The sequence below is a fragment of the Bradyrhizobium cytisi genome, assembly GCF_008123515.1.
Taxonomy (GTDB): domain Bacteria; phylum Pseudomonadota; class Alphaproteobacteria; order Rhizobiales; family Xanthobacteraceae; genus Bradyrhizobium; species Bradyrhizobium cytisi.
On the sequence record NZ_VSSR01000016.1, the window covers coordinates 41,219 to 57,281 of the forward strand.

The following is a 16,063-nucleotide window of genomic DNA, read 5'->3' on the forward strand; positions in this document are numbered from 1 at the left end:
CCTACGAGACTGTCGGAATCCGCACCAGTCGTTCGTCCTCTGCACACCGACCTGATCAACACGGAGACCTCAATTGCCCCCCACCATCACCGCCTTCGCAAACTCACCCGACCGCGGCAGGGGACACGCGCGCGACATGCGGGTGCGCTGGGCACTCGAGGAGGTCGGCCAGCCCTACGATGTTCGCCTGGTGTCGTTCGAGGCCATGAAGCAGCCGGGGCATCTTGCGCTGCATCCGTTCGGGCAAATCCCGACTTTCGAGGACGGCGATCTCGCCCTGTTCGAGACCGGCGCAATCGTGCTCCATATCGCCGAGCATCATGACGGGCTGCTGCCGGCCGGGACGAACGCCAGGGCGCGCGCCATCGCGTGGATGTTTGCCGCGCTCAACACCCTGGAGCCGCCGATCGTCGAGCTTGGAATGGCGATGCTGCTTGAACGCGACAAGAGCTGGTATGACGAGCGCCTGACTGTCCTCAACCATCGCGTCCGTGTCCGGCTCGGCGAATTGTCGGTCCGACTCGGCGACGCCGACTGGCTCGACGGCGCGTTCAGCGCCGGCGATCTCCTGATGGTGACCGTGCTACGCAGGCTGAATGCCTCGCATATCCTCGGCGACTATCCGACCCTTTCATCCTATGTTGCCCGCGGCGAAGCACGCCCGGCCTTCCGCCGCGCGTTCGAGGCGCAGCTGACGGTTTTCACAGCGGCGTCGAAGCACGCGCCTTAAAGATCGAAATTGGTCGGCAGCATGACCACGTCACGAATGGTCATGCCGCGCGGCCGGGTCAGCATGAACATCACCACGTCAGCCACTTGGCTGGCCTCCAGCAGGCTGCCGGAGTCTCTGGCTTCCTGCAGCTTCTCGGGCGGCCAGTCCGCGAGCAGCGAGGTGACGACCGGGCCGGGCGAGATCGAGCCGACGCGAATGCCGTGCTTGAAGACCTGGCGCCGCACCGTCTGGACAAAGCAGTTGATCGCCCATTTGGACGACGCATAGACCGGCTCCCACGGCGTCGGAAAATGCGCGGCAAGAGAACTCGTGACGATGATGTCGCCGGTCCGGCGCGCGATCATGTGCGGCAGCACGTCGTGCACATTCTTCATCACGACGTTGACATTGAGGTTCAGCATCCGGTCGATCGCCATATTGTCGGCATCGACCAGATCGCCACCGACATAGGTGCCCGCATTCGCATGCAGGATGTCGAGCTGCCCTGCCGTCTCCAGAACGCGCGGCAGCAGCGTTGCGCAGTCTTTGGGATCCAGGAGGTCGACGACCAGCGGGATCACCGCGTCGCCATGCTTGTTGCCAACCGCCTTCAGCGCGGCCTCGTCGCGGTCGAGCATCACCACGCGCGCGCCCGCGGCCAGCATCGCCTCGGCACTCGCCAACCCGATGCCCGACGCGGCCCCGGTCACGGCGGCAACCTTGCCCGCCAATTCGCTTCCCATGAGATCACCATTCAGCCGATGGTCGGCAGTATAGTGATTCAAAGGCGAGTTGGCGAAGCGGATCGCCGGCTTCGTAGGGTGGGCAAAGGCGCCCTTGCGCCGTGCCCACCATCTCTCCACAAATCCGCCAGAACGGTGGGCACGGCGCGCGAACAGCGCGCCTTTGCCCACCCTACCGCACCGTCAGCCCTCACCCTGCATACGCCTTGTCCAAATCGGCAACCACGATCTTCTTCATCCCCATCATGGCCTGCATGACGCGGTTGGCCTTGGTCCGGTCGGGGTCGCCGAGATAGCGGCCAAGCGCTGTCGGAACCACCTGCCAGGAGAGCCCAAATTTATCCTTGAGCCAGCCGCATTTGGATTCCGCACCGCCGTCGGCGGTGAGGCGGCTCCAGAAATAGTCCACCTCGCCTTGCGTCTCCACGCTGATGAAGAACGACACCGCCTCGTTGAAGCGGTGCTGCGGCCCGCCGTTGAGCGCGTTGAAGCGCTGCCCTTCCAGCTCGAACACCGCCATGAAGTCGCTGACGGTCTCGACCTTGGCGTTGGGGAACACCGATTTGTAGAAGGCGACGGCCTCCGGAACGTTGTTGTCGAACCAGAGAAACGGCGTGATGGACGTCATGTGCGGATATCCTTCTGCGAAACCGGACGCGCACGCGCGCGCCGTCGCTCGAAGGACGAACGCGCGGCCGGTGATCCGACAGGCGGAACAGCACTTTTTTCGATCCCGAGAGGTTGCCTGGCCTCCGCCAAACCGTTGATGCCGGGCATCCTCCGATTAATCGACGTCGCGCGCGGATTATTGCAAGTCTCGTAGGGTGGGCAAAGCGGAAACGTGCCCACCAACTTTCTCGCGTACCACTGACACCGATGGTGGGCACGGCGCTTGCGCGCCTTTGCCCAGCCTACGGCACCTTTTGCGACCACGCTGGATCAGCCTCTCACGAAAGCGGCCGCAACAGCGGCTGATGATCCTTCAGCCGCGCATCGCATCCAGCCTCCCATGGAAACCGCCCGTCCTGATCCGGCCACACGATCTGGAGGCAGGGAAACGGCCGCGGCAGCTTTGCATAGAACCAGATCGCCGTGCCCAGATAGGCATCGTAGACCTCGAGCGGCACCTCGACGAAGCAGACCTTCCGATCGAGCGGAAGGTCGTCGCAGACGTCGCCGGCGACGTAGCGCTGTCCCGCAGCAGCGCGGTCGCGAACGGCGTTGATAACAGCGCAAGCGTCTGTTGGGTCGAGCCCGAACAAGACCAGTTCGGCGTGCGCGTAATTGAGGTAGAGACCGATCGAGAAAACATAAGCCGGGGCCTGCGCCTCAGCGGCGATGCCCATCAGATGACAGCCGTGTTCGCGGACGTTGCGGAACAGTATCTCGTCGGGAGCCCCGTCAGGCTCGGGCCATACGAAACTGTCGAGCATGCGCAGCTCTCGCGACGGGGTGAGGAAATCAGCATCAATGTACCAGCTTCCGGCCACAGTGCTACAGCGATTGCCTCTCCAAATTCCGCCCGCCGAACGGTTGGCATCCTCCGATCGATCGACGTCGCGTGCGGACTATTGCAAGGGCGTGATGGCGGCGATACGACTTGGAGCGGAAGAACGTGGGACGGAACAGCCGGGCCTCAACCGGCGCTCATCATGTCGAGGAAGCCACTGCTGTGAGCGACGATCTCTCCGGTGTCTGGGACGGCACTTACATCCAACCCGGCACGGGAATGGTCACCTTCACGGCGACGCTGGTCGAGGCCGGCGGCGCGATCGAAGGCCACGTCACCGAACCCTGCTCGAATCCGCGCTGCCCCTTACGCACCCACAGCGCCTCGGTCACGGGCCATCGCGCCGGTAGCGTCGTGTCCTTTGTCAAGCGCTACGAGCCGCCGGGTTACGGCTTCGACATTGTCCAGTACGACGGCATCATGAACGGAGAGGCAACCGAGATCGACGGTCGCTGGCGGCTGCCGGGCACATCAGGATCGTTCCTGATGATCCGCGCCAGCAAGCGCGCACAGGCGAACATCACCGGCACACGGGCGGACGAACCGGCCCGCGAATAAACGGAGCCACCATGCTGACCCTCTATTCCTACCCGCAATTGTTCGGCGTCGCCGACAACAACGGCTACGGGCTCAAGGTCTATGCCTTCCTGAAGCTCGCCGGCGTCACGTTCGTGCACGAGCACGTGTTCGATGCCTCCACAGCCCCACGCGGGCAGCTGCCTTATGTCGTCGATGACGGCGAGACCATCGGCGACAGCGAGACGATCATCGCGCACGCGATTGCGAAGTATCATCTGACCATCGATGCCGCGCTGTCGCCTGCGCAGCGCCGCACCCATCATTTCGTCACGCGCATGCTGGATGATCTCTACTGGGTGATGTCCTATTCGCGCTGGAAGGACGAGCGTTATTATCCCGCATTTCGCGACGGCTTCATCGCGCAGCATCCGCAGATCGATGCCGCCGGGTTCGAGAAGGCGAAGGCCTACAATGCGCAGCGCTATCACTACCAGGGCATCGGCCGCTACGCGCCCGAGCAGGCTTATGCGCGAGGGCTGGCTGACTTGCAGGTGCTGGCCGAGATCGTGCCCGCGAACGGCTTTGTGGATGGCGAGCGGCCGACCAGCTGCGATGCCGGCATCTACGGCTTCATCGCGAACATCTATTACTTTCCGATTCCGACGCCGCTGAAGGCGTTCGTCGATGCGCAGAACAACCTCGTCGCGCATTGCGAGCGGGTTCATGCGATGGTGAGCGCGTAGTCCGCAGGTCCTGTAGGGTGGGCAAAGCGGAAGCGTGCCCACCAACTTTTTCGTATGTCGCGGACACCGATGGTGGGCACGGCGCTTGCGCGCCTTTGCCCACCCTACGGCACCGAGTCCTGCGACACCGTCCTCTACCGCATCGTAATCGCAAGCCCGCTCAGATCCGCGTTCGCCATCAGGCCGGTCTGGTAGCCCGACAGCTCCAGCACCGCGCCCTTCTGGTTGGTCAGCACGATGGCGCGGGCGCCGCGGCCGACGGCGAGGCCGGCACCGGCGGCGCCGTAGACGCCGGCGACATCGGAAGGACGGTTGATGTTGGAGACGCGGCCGCGCAGCACGGTCTTGGAGCCGCCGAAGACCAGCCCGTAATCGAGCCCGCCGGTCGAGAGCGAATAGGAACGGCCGCGGAAGTTCAGCACGCCGCTCCCGCCAGAACCGCCGATGAACCAGCCCGCCTTGTAGATCGTCAGCACCACGGTGCCGCCATCGGCCTGCGCCGCGGTCGAGAGGCCGGCCAGCGCGGCAATGGCGACGAGCGCGGCACGCAAGGTGGAAGCAATCTTCATGGGGCGTCTCCGGGGGCTATTTTTCAAGGGGAATGCGAATCAGATGCTGCAATCTATCCGATCGATCGCGGCGGCAACATGATGGGGGGAGTTTCTGCAAGTGCGGTGGCGACTGGACTCGCGGAAGGTCCGCATCCTCCGTCATTGCGAGCGGAGCGAAGCAATCCAGAATCTTTCCGCGGAGGCAGTCTGGATTGCTTCGCTGCGCTCGCAATGACGGGTGGATGGATTCCGGCCTCTCGGGCATGATCGCCACCATGCCATCCTGCCGGTGTTTTGCCCGACGGGTCAAGCGATATTTCTTCCTTCCCGAATTCCAATTCCGCCAATCATTTCTACTGTGCATGGGGTTGTTTTCGCGTTTCCTGTTGGAGCAAGCCCCGCATGCCGCTACGCTTCCTGCGAACGCCATCAATGTTACATCCGAGGTCCCCATGCCGATCCAGCATTTCGCGCCCCCGCCGCATGTCAAGGCGCCGCCGCTCTCGTTCGCGACCCGCGTCGGCGACCTGCTGTTCGTCTCCGGCATTCCCGGCTTCGACGCCAACGGTGCGCTGCCCGACGGCTTCGAGGCGCAGTTCGCCAATGTCGTCGTCAACATCAAGCGCGTGCTCGACGAGGCCGGCGTCACGACGCGCGACCTCGCCAAGGTCAACGTGCTCTTGACCCGCGCCTCAGACGTTGCCGCGATGAATGCGCTCTATGCCGGCGCGTTCGGCCCGCCGCCTTTTCCTGCACGCACCACCTGCGTGGTGCAGGCACTGCCCGATCCAAAGATGCTGATCGAGATCGAGGCGGTGGCCTCGCTGGCGAAGTGAGCCATGCTGAGCGCGTGTGTCTTGCCGGGCACTCGGCCGAACCAAGTGCACGACTCCATCTGACATATCCGTGAACGGCCGCTCCTCGGCTTGCAAAGGACCTGCTTTTACCGCACGAATTTTCAGGTCACACTTCCCCATCAGGAGATTTTGCATGCGTCGCGTTCTCGCCCTCTGTGCCGTTGCCGGCATCGCCACCTCCGTGTTTGCCGTGCCGGCCTCCGCGGCGGTCGGCTATTACGTGATCCGCTGGGACAACACCGGCATCTGCCAGGTCTGGAACGAAGACCTCCGCTACAAGCCGTTCCAGTGGGGCGCCTCGACTTACAAGGTCGTCAGCAAGCCGGTCCCGACCTTCACGGCCGCCTCCGAGCTCCAGATCAAGCTGCGCGCCGAGCGCCGCTGCACGCTCTGAGCCGATCCGCCAGTCCGCTCGCCCTGAAGGATCACGCGTTGAAGGCCGGTCACTGCAGCTGGTAAGAATTCGATTGGCGGACGACAAGGGCCGGGCAAGGATGCGATGCCAGCATCCTTGCCCGGTCGTTTTTTTAACCCGGATTTTTGGAGCAGGCCGATGCGCGCACGGACGATGATGCTAGCCGCTCTCACCGCATCGCTCCTGCTCGCCGCAACGGCGCAGGCGCAGGCTCCGCAATCCCTTCGCGTGATCTCGCCGATCTTCAGCCAGCTCGTCAGTTTCGCGATGCCGTCGACTTTCGCGGCCGTGTTCGAGAACACCAAAGGCGGCCACTACATCCGCGAAGCCGTGCTCACGGGCGAGACGCCCGAGCGCTGGACGCAGATGATCACGGTCACCGGCGAGAAGGGCATGACGCTGACGCCAGGCGCATCGCCGCAGATCTTCGCAGGCACCATCGCAGGCCGGTTCAAGACGGCCTGTCCCGACAGCTTTGCCGCCAGGCCGCTGGGCGCCACCACGTTCGGCCGCTTCGAGGGCTTTGTTGCCGTGATCGGATGCGGCCGCATCGACAGCGGCCCGACGCGGCACAGCGAAACCGCGCTGCTGATCACGCTCAAGGGCGCGACCGACTATTACACCATCCAATGGGCCGAGCGCGGCCCCGAAAGCGACGAGCCGCCGGTCAACGACGACCGCTGGGAAGCCCGCCTGCGCGATCTGAGCCCGATCGACCTCTGCCCGATCACGCCGCGCCCTATCCGAGCTGCGTCAACAAGAGCTGAGGCGCCCTCACGCGTCCTTGTGCGCGCCGGGATGAATCAAAACGTCGCGCGCGGTGGAAAGGTCGATGAAGGCCTGCGCGCTGCCGCCCTGGTCGGGATGTATGCCCTTGGCGGCGCGGCGATAGGCCTGGTTGATGTCGTCGCAGGTGAGCTGCACGGCGAGCGGCAGGCCCAGCATCTTGCGCGCGCGATCCTCGCTGGACAGTTTCTTCGGCGCCGCGTTGCGGCGGCCGAAGCGCGGCGCGGTCAGATCATGGACGACATCAAGGATCACGCCTAGGCGGCGCCGGGCCGCCAGCGTGACGCCGTGGTCGTCATTGTCCGCGGCTTGGCGCAGCACGGGCAGCGCCTGCTCGGCGGCCTGCCGCAGCGTGGCGTCGCTGCTCATCCGCACGATCTCGGCCACCAGCCGCCCTACCTCGGCCCAGTCGGCGAATTCCGCCGACCGCAGGCGCTCGAGCGCCAATTTCCAGGATTCAAGTCGTTCCATCATGCGCGCAACGTTTAGCAATGGGAATCAGTATGCCAAGGCGGCCGTTTCCGACCCCTTAATTTCGAGTTAGCCTTTCATGAAACTTAGAAACGAATCCGGGAGGAAAATGTCATGGCATTGCTTGCAAACCACATCGCTGTCGTCACGGGCGCGGGTTCCGGCATCGGCCGGGCGATCGCCGCCGGCTATGCGCGCGAGGGTGCGCAGGTCGTGCTGCTCGACGTCAATGCCGAAACGGTCGCGGAGGCGGCCCAAGAGATCCGCAAGGCCGGCGGCAAGGCCGAGAGCTTTGCGCTCGACGTCACCAGGCGCGACGATTGCTTTGCGCTGGCAAAGACCGTCGCCGACAAGGTCGGGCAGGTCTCGATCCTCGTCAACAATGCCGGCATCACCCGCCGCAACCCCTTCACCGCGGAGACGGAGACCGTGGCGAAGGACTGGAACGACATCATCTCGCTCAACCTCAACGGCGTCTTCAATACGACGCAGGCCTTTCTCGCGCCGTTGCGCGCGAGCAAGGGCCGCATTGTCAATATCGGCTCGATCCAGTCTTTCGTGCATCTGCGCACGCCAAGCTCGGCGGCGTACACGACCTCGAAGCATGGCGTGCTCGGCTTCACCAAGGCGCTCGCGGTCGAGCTCGGCAAGGAGGGCGTGCGCGTCAACGCGATCGGGCCGGGCTTCATCGAGACCAATCTCAACGCCAATGTACGCGCCACCAATCCCGCGCTGGTGCAGGCCTTCGTCGATCACACTCCGCTCGCGCGCGCCGGCAAGCCCGAGGACATCGTCGGCCCCGCGATCTTCCTCGCCTCGGACCTGTCGTCCTACGTCACGGGAACAATCGTGATGGTGGACGGCGGATATCGCACAGTGTGAGAGGCGAGATCGGTCCGCATCGCTATGCATCTCGTGCCAATCGCGGCGGCGCGGCGGCATTCCCAAGGTCAATTCGTGCGATGGCGCGCGATTAACCTTTCATTAACCAAACCCGGCCACCGTAGATCTACGGCTTGGGGGTCGTTGTTCTCGATCCGCTTCCAACGATGGAAGCGGGCGTTGATCGGGGAGTATGTTGATGACCACTGTTCACGTCGCGGCGCCCGAGCAAGGCGCGCAATTCCTTGCACCCAACGAGATCGTTCCACTTTTGATCGGCGCGACCGTCGGCGAGGTCGAGCGTGAGCTCGTGCTTCAGACGCTCGCGCGCTGCGACGGCAACCGCACGCGCGCCTCGCGCGTGCTCGGCCTGTCGGTGCGCACGCTGCGCAATAAGATCAGGCTGTACGCGGCCTCCGGCATCGAGGTGCCGGCGTATCACGATTGACGCGTGGGGCCGTGCCCCGTCGGGCCGATTGATGTTAATCAAGCCCGGCATCATGCGCGGGCGGAATTGCTGCTGTCGTCAAACGCCGCTAAGTAGCTTGCGTGCGCAGAAGGAGCAGCGGCGTGGCAGACGATCAGCGACGGCAGGGATCTCAGGGTCCGCGCGGACGGCAGGGCGAGCCGGGACGGCCGGGGCCGCAGGGTCATCCGGGCAAGCGGGGCCCCGACGGCGCACGCGGCAAGCCGGGACCGCAGGGCAAGCCGGGACCGGCCGGAAAGGCCGGAGCGCAGGGCAAGGCCGGTCTGCCGGGCAAGCCGGGCGAAGCCGGTGCGCGTGGCACAGCCGGACCGCAGGGCGCCGTGGGTCCGCAAGGCCCCGCCGGCCCTCAAGGCCCGCGCGGCGAGGCCGGTCCGCCCGGCCAATTGCCGTCGATCGAGCAGGTGCTGCCGTGGCTCGAGCAGTTGTTCGACGCCTGGGACGAGCGTCGCCGCCAGCGCGAGCAGGAGGCCGCGGAGCGCGCCGCGTTAGAGGCCGCCGTGCACGAGGCTGAAGATGCGTCCTCCGACGACGACGCCGAGAGCGACGATGCCGAAGGCGACGCGCACAAGAAAAAGAAGAAAAAGAAGAAGCACGGCCACTAGGACCAGCAGGCGCCTACTTCGCCTGATCCTCACGCCGCGGCAGCATGCCCATGCGCTCGAATTGCCAGCGCATGGCGCGGTACCAGAGATAACCCACCGCTGCGCCGCAAACGGCCAGGATCACCACATTCGCGCTCGAGAACGAGCCGCTCCACCACATCATCCACGCGGTCCACAACAGCGTGAAAACGATGGCACCTGCTTTCAGTGGAATAAGGCGGCGGCTCATGATCGTGCTCCGGGTTGTCAAAACCCCGGCGAACATCATCGCGCGTGATGGGCATCGCTTCCGTGAGCCAGATCACGGTCGTGCCCGGCGGAACCGCTAACCGAAGCGCAGCCGCGAACGTTCCTTCGCTTTTTCCGCCTCGACCTCGCGGTCGCGCGTCGGTGCATGGGTGTGCAGCGAGGTCAGCAGTTTTCGCGCAGCCTCCGAGACCTCGGCGACCGCGCGGTCGAATGCCGCCTCATTGGCCTGCGACGGCTTGTTGAAGCCGGAGAGCTTTCGCACGAACTGGAGCGCGCTGGCATGAATCTCGTCCTCGGTCGCGGGCGGCTCGAAATTGAACAGCGTCTTGATGTTGCGGCACATGCAGTCTCTCCCGTAGAAGCCCGATTTGATCCAAGGACGGATGGAGAAGCCGAAATTCTACATCGCATGCAGCCGCATGTCACAGGGGTCCGAATATTCCACTTGCGCGCCGCAACATCGAGGGAATGTTTTTCAGGGGGTGAGCAGCGGTCCGCTCTCGATCCCAGGCGGCCTGCTGATAAGATCGCGCGCAACGCGGCCACGAGCCATGAGCCGCACATTTGGGAGACAAACATGAAAGTTTCTTGCGCGGCGCTGTCGGCCGTTGTGCTGTCCATCTCGACATCGGTATTCGCCGCCGACTATCCGGCGCCGAAACAAGGCGATTGGGTCGCCAGGGATTTCAAGTTCCACACCGGCGAAGTCATGCCGGAGCTGAAGCTGCATTACACCACTGTCGGTGAACCGACCGGACAACCGGTGCTGGTGCTGCACGGCACCGGCGGCTCGGGCGCGAGCATGCTGACACCCGCCTTCGCCGGCGAGATGTTCGGCGCCGGACAGCCGCTCGATGCGTCCAAATATTACATCATCATTCCCGACGCGATCGGCCACGGCAAATCGTCAAAGCCGTCCGACGGCATGAAGACGAGCTTCCCGAAATACAATTACGACGACATGGTCGAGGCGCAGCATCGCCTCGTAACCGAAGGCCTCGGCGTCAAGCATCTGCGGCTCGTGATCGGCAATTCCATGGGCGGAATGCAGACCTGGCTGTGGGGCGAGGCATATCCCAAGGACATGGACGCGCTGGTGCCGATGGCCTCGCAGCCGAGCGAAATGGCGTCGCGCAACTGGATGATGCGGCGGATCATGCTCGACACCATCCGCAACGATCCCGATTACAATGGCGGCAATTACGCCAGCCAGCCGCGCATGATGAAGTACGCCATCACGGCCTACGGCATCGCCAGCATCGGCGGCACACTCGCCTATCAGCAACAGGCGCCGACCGCGGCGAAGGCGGACAAGATCGTCGACGAACGGCTGGCGACGCCGATCACGGCGGATGCCAACGACTTCGTCTACCAGTGGGAGTCCTCGCACGACTACAATGCCGCCGAAAAGCTGGAGGAAATCGAGGCCTCGCTGTTGCTGGTCAATTCCGCCGACGACGAGCGCAACCCGCCAGAGACCGGCGTGACGGACGCTGCGATGAAGCGGGTCAAGAACGGCAAGCTGTATCTCATCCCCGCAACCACCGAGACGCGCGGCCACGGCACCACCGGCAACGCAAAATTCTACAGCGAGCAGGTTCGGCAACTGCTGCAAACCGCGCCGCAGCGCACGATGTAGGCATCGCCAGAGCTGCCCCGATATCGCAACGCATCATATGCGGCGCCTCGGCGCCGCATATTATTTGAGCATGCAATGAGCCGACGGCTCGGGCTTAATCGCGTCAACGATACGAATCGACACGCGATGAGGAGGATCGCATGCACAGGCTTGCGCTGTGCGTTTGGCTCGCCGCGATGACGAGCGCCGCGTTCGCGTTCGACAACGGCCAGTACGACAACGTTTCGCCCGACATCCGCGCCTGGTTCAAGAGTGTAATCGCGCCGAACGGCGTACCTTGCTGCGACATCTCCGATGGCCATCGCACCGACTACGACGTGCGCAAAGGCACGTATTGGGTGCCGATCGAGGGACAATGGATGGAGGTGCCCGAGCGCGCCATCATCCGCGATCGCGGCAATCCGGTCGGCCAGGCCGTGGTGTGGTACGTCCACCACCGCGGCACCATCATCATCAATTGCTTCGTGCCCGCCGACGCAGTTTAACGTCTTAAGATAGATATCGTTGGCGGACATGGCCCGATCGGGTAGTTTGACGCCGAACCGATCTGGAGGCATGCCGTTGACCGACCTTTGCGCCGAAGACCTCGCCACCATCTATGCGAAGCCGACCCCGCGCGTGATCGCAAAGGCGCGTCCCGCGATCGACGTGCATGCGAAGAAGTTCATCGAGATGTCGCCGTTCTGCGTGCTCGCGACATCAGGCACCGACGGCAGCGTCGACGCCTCGCCGCGCGGCGGCAGCATCGGCTTCGTCCACGTCGCCGGCCCCAATCAACTACTGATGCCCGACCGTGCCGGCAACAACCGCATCGACAGTTTCCGCAACGTCGTCGAGGGCTCGGGCTTCGTGCATCTGCTGTTCTTCGTGCCGGGCATCGACGAGACGCTGCGCGTCGGTGGGCGCGGCGCGCTGTCGGCCGACCCGGATTTGCTCGCTTCGATGGTCGAGTTCGGCAAGCCGCCGCGCGCGGTGCTGAGCGTTGCTGTCAACGAAGTTTATTTCCACTGCGGCAAGGCGCTGATGCGCTCAAAGCTCTGGGCGCCGGAGAAGGTGCAGCGCTCGGTGATGCCGAGCATCAGCCAGGTCATCCACGACCAGACCAGCCTCGGCGAGCCGGAGAGCCAGGAGATCGTGGAAGAGCGCTACAAGACGCAGCTCTAGATCACAGCGTCGTCGCGGCCTTCGCCGGGACGACGTTGGAGTGCGCGGCTGCCGCCGGAGCTTAGTGCCCCTCGCCCTCGAGCCCGCCGACGTGCTTCTGGGTGTAGAGCTCGAGGCCGATGCGGCCGATCAGGTCGAGCTGGGTTTCGAGGAAGTCGATGTGATGCTCCTCGTCGCTCATCAGCTTCTCGAACAGGTCGCGCGTGACGTAGTCTTTGACGCTGTGGCAGTAGGTCGCCGCCTCCTGGTAGAGCGCCCGCGCGCTCATCTCGGCGGCGAGATCGCACTCGATGATCTCCTTGACGTTCTGACCGATGCGCAGGGGATCGAGCACCTGCATGTTCGGGAAGCCGTCGAAGAACAAAATCCGCTCAGTGAGCTTGTCGGCGTGCTCCATCTCCTCGATGGACTCTTTGCGCCAGACCTTGGCCATGTCGCGGAGACCCCAATTGTCGAGAAAGCGGTAGTGCAGCCAGTACTGGTTGATCGCAGTCAGTTCGTGACGCAGCGCCTTGTTGAGATAGTCGATAACTTTTGCGTCGCCCTGCATGGTTCACTCCAGCTCTTGCAGTCCAAATCGGTCCTAAACCGAGTTTAGAACGCTTCTAAATGAGTTTACGAGCGAGGGCAACCGGCTACGGAGACGCGGCCGGGGAAAGCTCAGCCAAATTTGCGGAAGTTTTCAGCAGGCCGCGAGGGCGAACTGGGCAGGCTGGGCCGCCTCGTCATTGGCGGCCACGGTGTGGCTGTGCGGACAGCCGGAGCAGCACGACTTGGCACAGGGGCCGAGCGCTTCGTCGATAATGGTCTTGATGGTGCGGGCGCAGCGGCCGCATTCGGCGCTGCAGCCGAGGCATCCATAGATCTGCTTGGCATGACGCACGGCATCGTCGGACTCGGCGACGGCGGCGCGGATGTCGTCATCGCTCAGCACGTTACAGGAACAAACGATCATGGAAGCGGTAGGCCCTTCGGTGATGCGCCATCATCGATATTTAAGGAGCCGTCCGGATGCAAAAGGAAAAACCGGTATTTCAAGCTATTCCAAACTGGCCCGGAAACAGGCCTAGAACGGCTCTAAAATAGAGAGTTGCGCTGGATCAAGATGATGTCTGATCGGGCCTAATCGCTGCTCCCGCCTCCCCCACCATCGCTCCCGCCTCCGCAATCTCCACCCCCGCCGCTATCGCTCGTGGAGCAGCCTCCGCTGTCGGTTGAGCTTCCGGAACTGTCGCTGGAGAACCAGCTTCCGAGCGAGACGCCCTCATTCGTGGTATCCGAATAAGTATCGCTTCCGCCGTCGCCGCCTGCCCGGGCGCGCGGGCGTGGGGCGCGGCTCTGTAAATGGCTCATCAGGGCATAGCCGACCACGCCGACGGCCGCGACGGCGATCAGGGCATTGGTCAGGATGTTCATGTTCGCCTCCCAGGCATGAAATCGGCCATTTCTACCAATTGGTCGCACCCGGCCGATGCGCCGTTCATTGATCGTTCAAACGAAGTATGGAACTTTGGCCGCAAGAGTTCCGCATTCGCTGTGAAAGGTCGCCCAAATGAAGAAGTCGGTTATGGCGGTCGCTGCCGCCGCCACCTTGGTTTTGGCTGCAGGTATGCCGGCCCATGCACAGCGTGGTGTCGCTGCCGGCGTCGCTGCCGGGATCATCGGCGGCGCCATCGTCGGTGGCGCGCTAGCCTCTCCGTATTATTACGGACCAGGTCCCGGCTACGCGTATGGTCCGGGCTACGGCCCCGGCTACTATCCGCCCCGTTATTACGCGCCGGGTCCCGGCTACGTCGCCGACGACTATTACGGCGATGGCTGTGTCTGGCAGAAGCAGCGCTTCTGGGACGGCTACGCCTGGCGCATCCGTCGCGTCCGAGTCTGTGGCTGAGGCGCGTTAGCGCCGGTTCGATTCAGTCGACTGAGTTGAGCCGGTTCACAACGGATGCGCCGTTCATCTCCGGGCCCGAAAAAGACCGCTTTTTCTCGTCACAGCTCTGTGTGCGTTTACCGTGGATTGACCATTTGCGCGCTTCCTAGCTGCAAGGCCAATTCCATCAGCGTGTGCGTGAACCTTTCAAACCCGGACGCTCCTAACGAGATGCGTCCATCTCCCAGGAGAGCCAAGAGCATGAAGAAGACTATTGTTGCCGCCCTCACGGTTGCGACGGTCGCCGGTTCGCTGGTGACCGCCACTCCGTCCGCGCAGGCCCATGACGGCGTCGGTGTCGGCATCGCGGCCGGCCTGCTCGGCGGCGCGATCATCGGCGGCGCCATCGCGTCGAGCCGTCCCGCTTACGGCGGACCGGTGTACGTGGCCGAGCCCGGCCCGCCGCCCCCGCCCTGCTACTGGCAGCGCCAGCGCTATTGGGACGGCTATGGCTGGACCGTTCGTCCGGTTCGCGTCTGCTACTGATCTGATCGCAAGGCGCTCATGAGCGCCGCGATCGAAGCCCGGCCGCGACCATCGGCCGGGCTTTTTCTTTTTTGGCGGCTTTGTTAGCGCGCCGCCTGGATCGAACGCAGCACCTCTTCGCTCGGCCAGCAATCGACCTTGAGCCCGGCCGACTTCTGATAGGCGCCGAGAGCTGCGCGCGTCTGCATGCCGGCCTTGCCGTCGATCTTGTCCTTGTAGAGCCCGGCGCGCGTCAGCCCGCGCTGCATCGTCTCGACGTCCTTGGTGCGCAATTGCTTCGACGCGGACCACGGCGTCGCGAACGGGAGCGGGCTCGTCATGCGGTCGCTCAGATGACCGACGAACAGCACATAGAGATCGGAGAAATTATATTCCTTGATGACGAAGTAGTTCTTCGTGGTCAGGAACGCCGGACCATAGATGCCCTCCGGCTGGAGCAGTGATGCCGGCTGCGCCTGCTCCGCCGCGCTGAGCCGCTCGCCGCGCACCGGCACAAAGCCTTCACGCAACCACTGGCCGATCGGCTTCGTCACCTCGGGCACGCCGGTGGTGCAGTCGACCTTCGCCGGCGCCTTCACCTCATAGGCCCAGCGCACACCGCCCTGCCAGCCCTTGTTGACGAGCTGCTGCGCAGCAGAGGCCAGCGCATCCGGCACCGAGTGCCAGATGTCGATGCGGCCGTCGCCGTCGAAATCGACGCCGTGCTTGTAATATTCGGACGGCAGGAACTGCGTGAGCCCGGTGGCGCCGGCCCAGGACGAGCGCATGTCCTTGCGCGTCACCACGCCCTCGCCGAGGATCTTCAGCGAGAGGATGAACTCGTTGCGATAGGTGTCCTTGCGCCGGCCGACATAGGCCTGCGTCGCCAGCACGCGAACGAGATCGTAGGGCAGCGTGTAGCGGCCGTAGTCGGTCTCGCGGCCCCAGATCGCGAGCATGACGGTGGCCGGCACGCCGGAATTCTTCTCGATCTTCGTCAGCGCGGCATTGTATTTCTGCAGCAACCGCTGCCCCTCGCCCGCGAGATTCGCAATCGAGCCTTCCCTGACATAGTCCGCCGGCACCTGCACGAACTCGGCCTGCGATGGCGCGCCGGTCGCGGGCCGCCCGGGCAGGATCAGATCAGGCAGCTTGTAATCCGGCTCGAGCCCGCGCGTCTGTTGATCGAACGTCGCGCGCGAGACGCCGGCCTCTTGCGCTTCCGGCCAGAGCGAGGCGATGAATTGCGTGAAGGCTGCATCGGCGGCCTGGGCGGACGACCAGCCACAGGTGATCACGATCACCGCAGCGATGAGCGCCCGCCGCATCATCACGCAG

25 protein-coding genes are annotated in these 16,063 nt (G+C 64.0%); 13 read left to right on the top strand and 12 right to left on the bottom strand.

Annotated elements, in window-relative coordinates:
• The first annotated feature begins 73 nt into the window (after positions 1–73).
• The gene (locus tag FXB38_RS09275) at positions 74–730 is read left to right on the top strand and encodes a glutathione S-transferase family protein (RefSeq protein WP_148750569.1); all 657 of its coding nucleotides are present in this window, start codon (positions 74–76) and stop codon (positions 728–730) included.
• Here the strand turns inward: FXB38_RS09275 and FXB38_RS09280 are convergent.
• From FXB38_RS09280 to FXB38_RS09290, 3 genes are all read right to left on the bottom strand, one after another.
• Positions 727–1,455, bottom strand: coding sequence for an SDR family oxidoreductase (locus tag FXB38_RS09280; RefSeq protein WP_148750570.1), 729 nt, complete (start codon positions 1,453–1,455; stop codon positions 727–729). The two genes, FXB38_RS09275 and FXB38_RS09280, sit on opposite strands and share 4 nt — an antisense overlap.
• Positions 1,456–1,645: 190 nt before the next feature.
• Positions 1,646–2,083, bottom strand: a complete 438-nt coding sequence (locus tag FXB38_RS09285; RefSeq protein ID WP_148750571.1) for a VOC family protein — start codon at positions 2,081–2,083, stop codon at positions 1,646–1,648.
• Positions 2,084–2,402: 319 nt separating this feature from the next.
• Positions 2,403–2,888, bottom strand: a complete 486-nt coding sequence (locus tag FXB38_RS09290; RefSeq protein WP_148750572.1) for a DUF4262 domain-containing protein — start codon at positions 2,886–2,888, stop codon at positions 2,403–2,405.
• 182 nt (positions 2,889–3,070) lie between these two features.
• Between FXB38_RS09290 and FXB38_RS09295 the strand changes: the two genes are divergently transcribed.
• Positions 3,071–3,523: a hypothetical protein gene (locus tag FXB38_RS09295; protein WP_246229770.1), complete on the top strand. Its 453-nt coding sequence runs from the start codon at positions 3,071–3,073 to the stop codon at positions 3,521–3,523.
• A gap of 11 nt (positions 3,524–3,534) precedes the next feature.
• Positions 3,535–4,227: a glutathione S-transferase family protein gene (locus tag FXB38_RS09300; RefSeq protein WP_148750573.1), complete on the top strand. Its 693-nt coding sequence runs from the start codon at positions 3,535–3,537 to the stop codon at positions 4,225–4,227.
• A 134-nt stretch (positions 4,228–4,361) separates the two neighbouring features.
• Here the strand turns inward: FXB38_RS09300 and FXB38_RS09305 are convergent, their stop codons facing one another.
• The gene (locus FXB38_RS09305; RefSeq protein WP_148750574.1) at positions 4,362–4,796 is read right to left on the bottom strand and encodes a hypothetical protein; all 435 of its coding nucleotides are present in this window, start codon (positions 4,794–4,796) and stop codon (positions 4,362–4,364) included.
• 434 nt (positions 4,797–5,230) lie between these two features.
• Between FXB38_RS09305 and FXB38_RS09315 the strand changes: the two genes are divergently transcribed.
• Together FXB38_RS09315 and FXB38_RS42630 are read left to right on the top strand one after the other, a co-directional pair.
• Complete coding sequence (locus tag FXB38_RS09315; RefSeq protein WP_148750576.1) at positions 5,231–5,614, top strand: RidA family protein; 384 nt, start codon at positions 5,231–5,233, stop codon at positions 5,612–5,614.
• 154 nt (positions 5,615–5,768) lie between these two features.
• A complete protein-coding gene (locus tag FXB38_RS42630; RefSeq protein WP_187434763.1) occupies positions 5,769–6,029 on the top strand; it encodes a hypothetical protein in 261 nt (86 codons plus the stop codon).
• 335 nt (positions 6,030–6,364) lie between these two features.
• On the opposite strand, the gene FXB38_RS43720 is transcribed toward FXB38_RS42630, so the two are convergent.
• Positions 6,365–6,652 carry a hypothetical protein gene (locus tag FXB38_RS43720; RefSeq protein WP_246229772.1) on the bottom strand — a complete coding sequence of 96 codons (288 nt, stop codon included), beginning with the start codon at positions 6,650–6,652 and terminating at the stop codon, positions 6,365–6,367.
• Between the two features lie 172 nt (positions 6,653–6,824).
• Positions 6,825–7,310 (bottom strand): J domain-containing protein, encoded by a 486-nt coding sequence (locus FXB38_RS09330; protein ID WP_148750577.1) that lies wholly within the window; start codon positions 7,308–7,310, stop codon positions 6,825–6,827.
• A 111-nt stretch (positions 7,311–7,421) separates the two neighbouring features.
• Between FXB38_RS09330 and FXB38_RS09335 the strand changes: the two genes are divergently transcribed.
• The 3 genes from FXB38_RS09335 to FXB38_RS09345 all read left to right on the top strand — a co-directional run bounded on the left by FXB38_RS09335 (position 7,422) and on the right by FXB38_RS09345 (position 9,278).
• A complete protein-coding gene (locus tag FXB38_RS09335; protein WP_148750578.1) occupies positions 7,422–8,189 on the top strand; it encodes an SDR family NAD(P)-dependent oxidoreductase in 768 nt (255 codons plus the stop codon).
• 199 nt (positions 8,190–8,388) lie between these two features.
• Positions 8,389–8,637 carry a helix-turn-helix domain-containing protein gene (locus FXB38_RS09340; protein ID WP_148750579.1) on the top strand — a complete coding sequence of 83 codons (249 nt, stop codon included), beginning with the start codon at positions 8,389–8,391 and terminating at the stop codon, positions 8,635–8,637.
• Between the two features lie 122 nt (positions 8,638–8,759).
• The gene (locus tag FXB38_RS09345; RefSeq protein ID WP_148750580.1) at positions 8,760–9,278 is read left to right on the top strand and encodes a collagen-like domain-containing protein; all 519 of its coding nucleotides are present in this window, start codon (positions 8,760–8,762) and stop codon (positions 9,276–9,278) included.
• Positions 9,279–9,291: 13 nt separating this feature from the next.
• Here FXB38_RS09345 and FXB38_RS09350 read toward each other — a convergent pair whose 3' ends face one another.
• On the bottom strand, positions 9,292–9,507 hold the full coding sequence (locus FXB38_RS09350; RefSeq protein WP_148750581.1) for a hypothetical protein: 216 nt from the start codon (positions 9,505–9,507) through the stop codon (positions 9,292–9,294).
• Between the two features lie 96 nt (positions 9,508–9,603).
• On the bottom strand, positions 9,604–9,870 hold the full coding sequence (locus tag FXB38_RS09355; RefSeq protein WP_148750582.1) for a DUF2277 domain-containing protein: 267 nt from the start codon (positions 9,868–9,870) through the stop codon (positions 9,604–9,606).
• A gap of 234 nt (positions 9,871–10,104) precedes the next feature.
• Here FXB38_RS09355 and FXB38_RS09360 point away from each other — a divergent pair, with 234 nt between their 5' ends.
• The 3 genes from FXB38_RS09360 (at position 10,105) to FXB38_RS09370 (ending at position 12,330) form a co-directional block, all read left to right on the top strand.
• On the top strand, positions 10,105–11,166 hold the full coding sequence (locus tag FXB38_RS09360; RefSeq protein ID WP_148750583.1) for an alpha/beta fold hydrolase: 1,062 nt from the start codon (positions 10,105–10,107) through the stop codon (positions 11,164–11,166).
• A 140-nt stretch (positions 11,167–11,306) separates the two neighbouring features.
• Positions 11,307–11,651, top strand: a complete 345-nt coding sequence (locus FXB38_RS09365) for a hypothetical protein (protein WP_148750584.1) — start codon at positions 11,307–11,309, stop codon at positions 11,649–11,651.
• 76 nt (positions 11,652–11,727) lie between these two features.
• Positions 11,728–12,330 (top strand): MSMEG_1061 family FMN-dependent PPOX-type flavoprotein, encoded by a 603-nt coding sequence (locus FXB38_RS09370; RefSeq protein WP_148750585.1) that lies wholly within the window; start codon positions 11,728–11,730, stop codon positions 12,328–12,330.
• A 61-nt stretch (positions 12,331–12,391) separates the two neighbouring features.
• On the opposite strand, the gene bfr is transcribed toward FXB38_RS09370, so the two are convergent.
• The 3 genes from bfr to FXB38_RS09385 all read right to left on the bottom strand — a co-directional run bounded on the left by bfr (position 12,392) and on the right by FXB38_RS09385 (position 13,746).
• A complete protein-coding gene (gene bfr, locus FXB38_RS09375; RefSeq protein WP_148750586.1) occupies positions 12,392–12,880 on the bottom strand; it encodes a bacterioferritin in 489 nt (162 codons plus the stop codon).
• 132 nt (positions 12,881–13,012) lie between these two features.
• Positions 13,013–13,285, bottom strand: a complete 273-nt coding sequence (locus tag FXB38_RS09380; RefSeq protein WP_148750587.1) for a (2Fe-2S)-binding protein — start codon at positions 13,283–13,285, stop codon at positions 13,013–13,015.
• 167 nt (positions 13,286–13,452) lie between these two features.
• Positions 13,453–13,746 (bottom strand): hypothetical protein, encoded by a 294-nt coding sequence (locus tag FXB38_RS09385; RefSeq protein WP_148750588.1) that lies wholly within the window; start codon positions 13,744–13,746, stop codon positions 13,453–13,455.
• Positions 13,747–13,882: 136 nt separating this feature from the next.
• Here FXB38_RS09385 and FXB38_RS09390 point away from each other — a divergent pair, with 136 nt between their 5' ends.
• Both FXB38_RS09390 and FXB38_RS09395 read left to right on the top strand, forming a co-directional pair.
• Complete coding sequence (locus tag FXB38_RS09390; RefSeq protein WP_148750589.1) at positions 13,883–14,221, top strand: hypothetical protein; 339 nt, start codon at positions 13,883–13,885, stop codon at positions 14,219–14,221.
• A 240-nt stretch (positions 14,222–14,461) separates the two neighbouring features.
• Positions 14,462–14,746, top strand: a complete 285-nt coding sequence (locus FXB38_RS09395; RefSeq protein WP_148750590.1) for a hypothetical protein — start codon at positions 14,462–14,464, stop codon at positions 14,744–14,746.
• 83 nt (positions 14,747–14,829) lie between these two features.
• Here FXB38_RS09395 and FXB38_RS09400 read toward each other — a convergent pair whose 3' ends face one another.
• Positions 14,830–16,056: a lytic murein transglycosylase gene (locus FXB38_RS09400; RefSeq protein ID WP_148750591.1), complete on the bottom strand. Its 1,227-nt coding sequence runs from the start codon at positions 16,054–16,056 to the stop codon at positions 14,830–14,832.
• Positions 16,057–16,063: the final 7 nt, after the last annotated feature.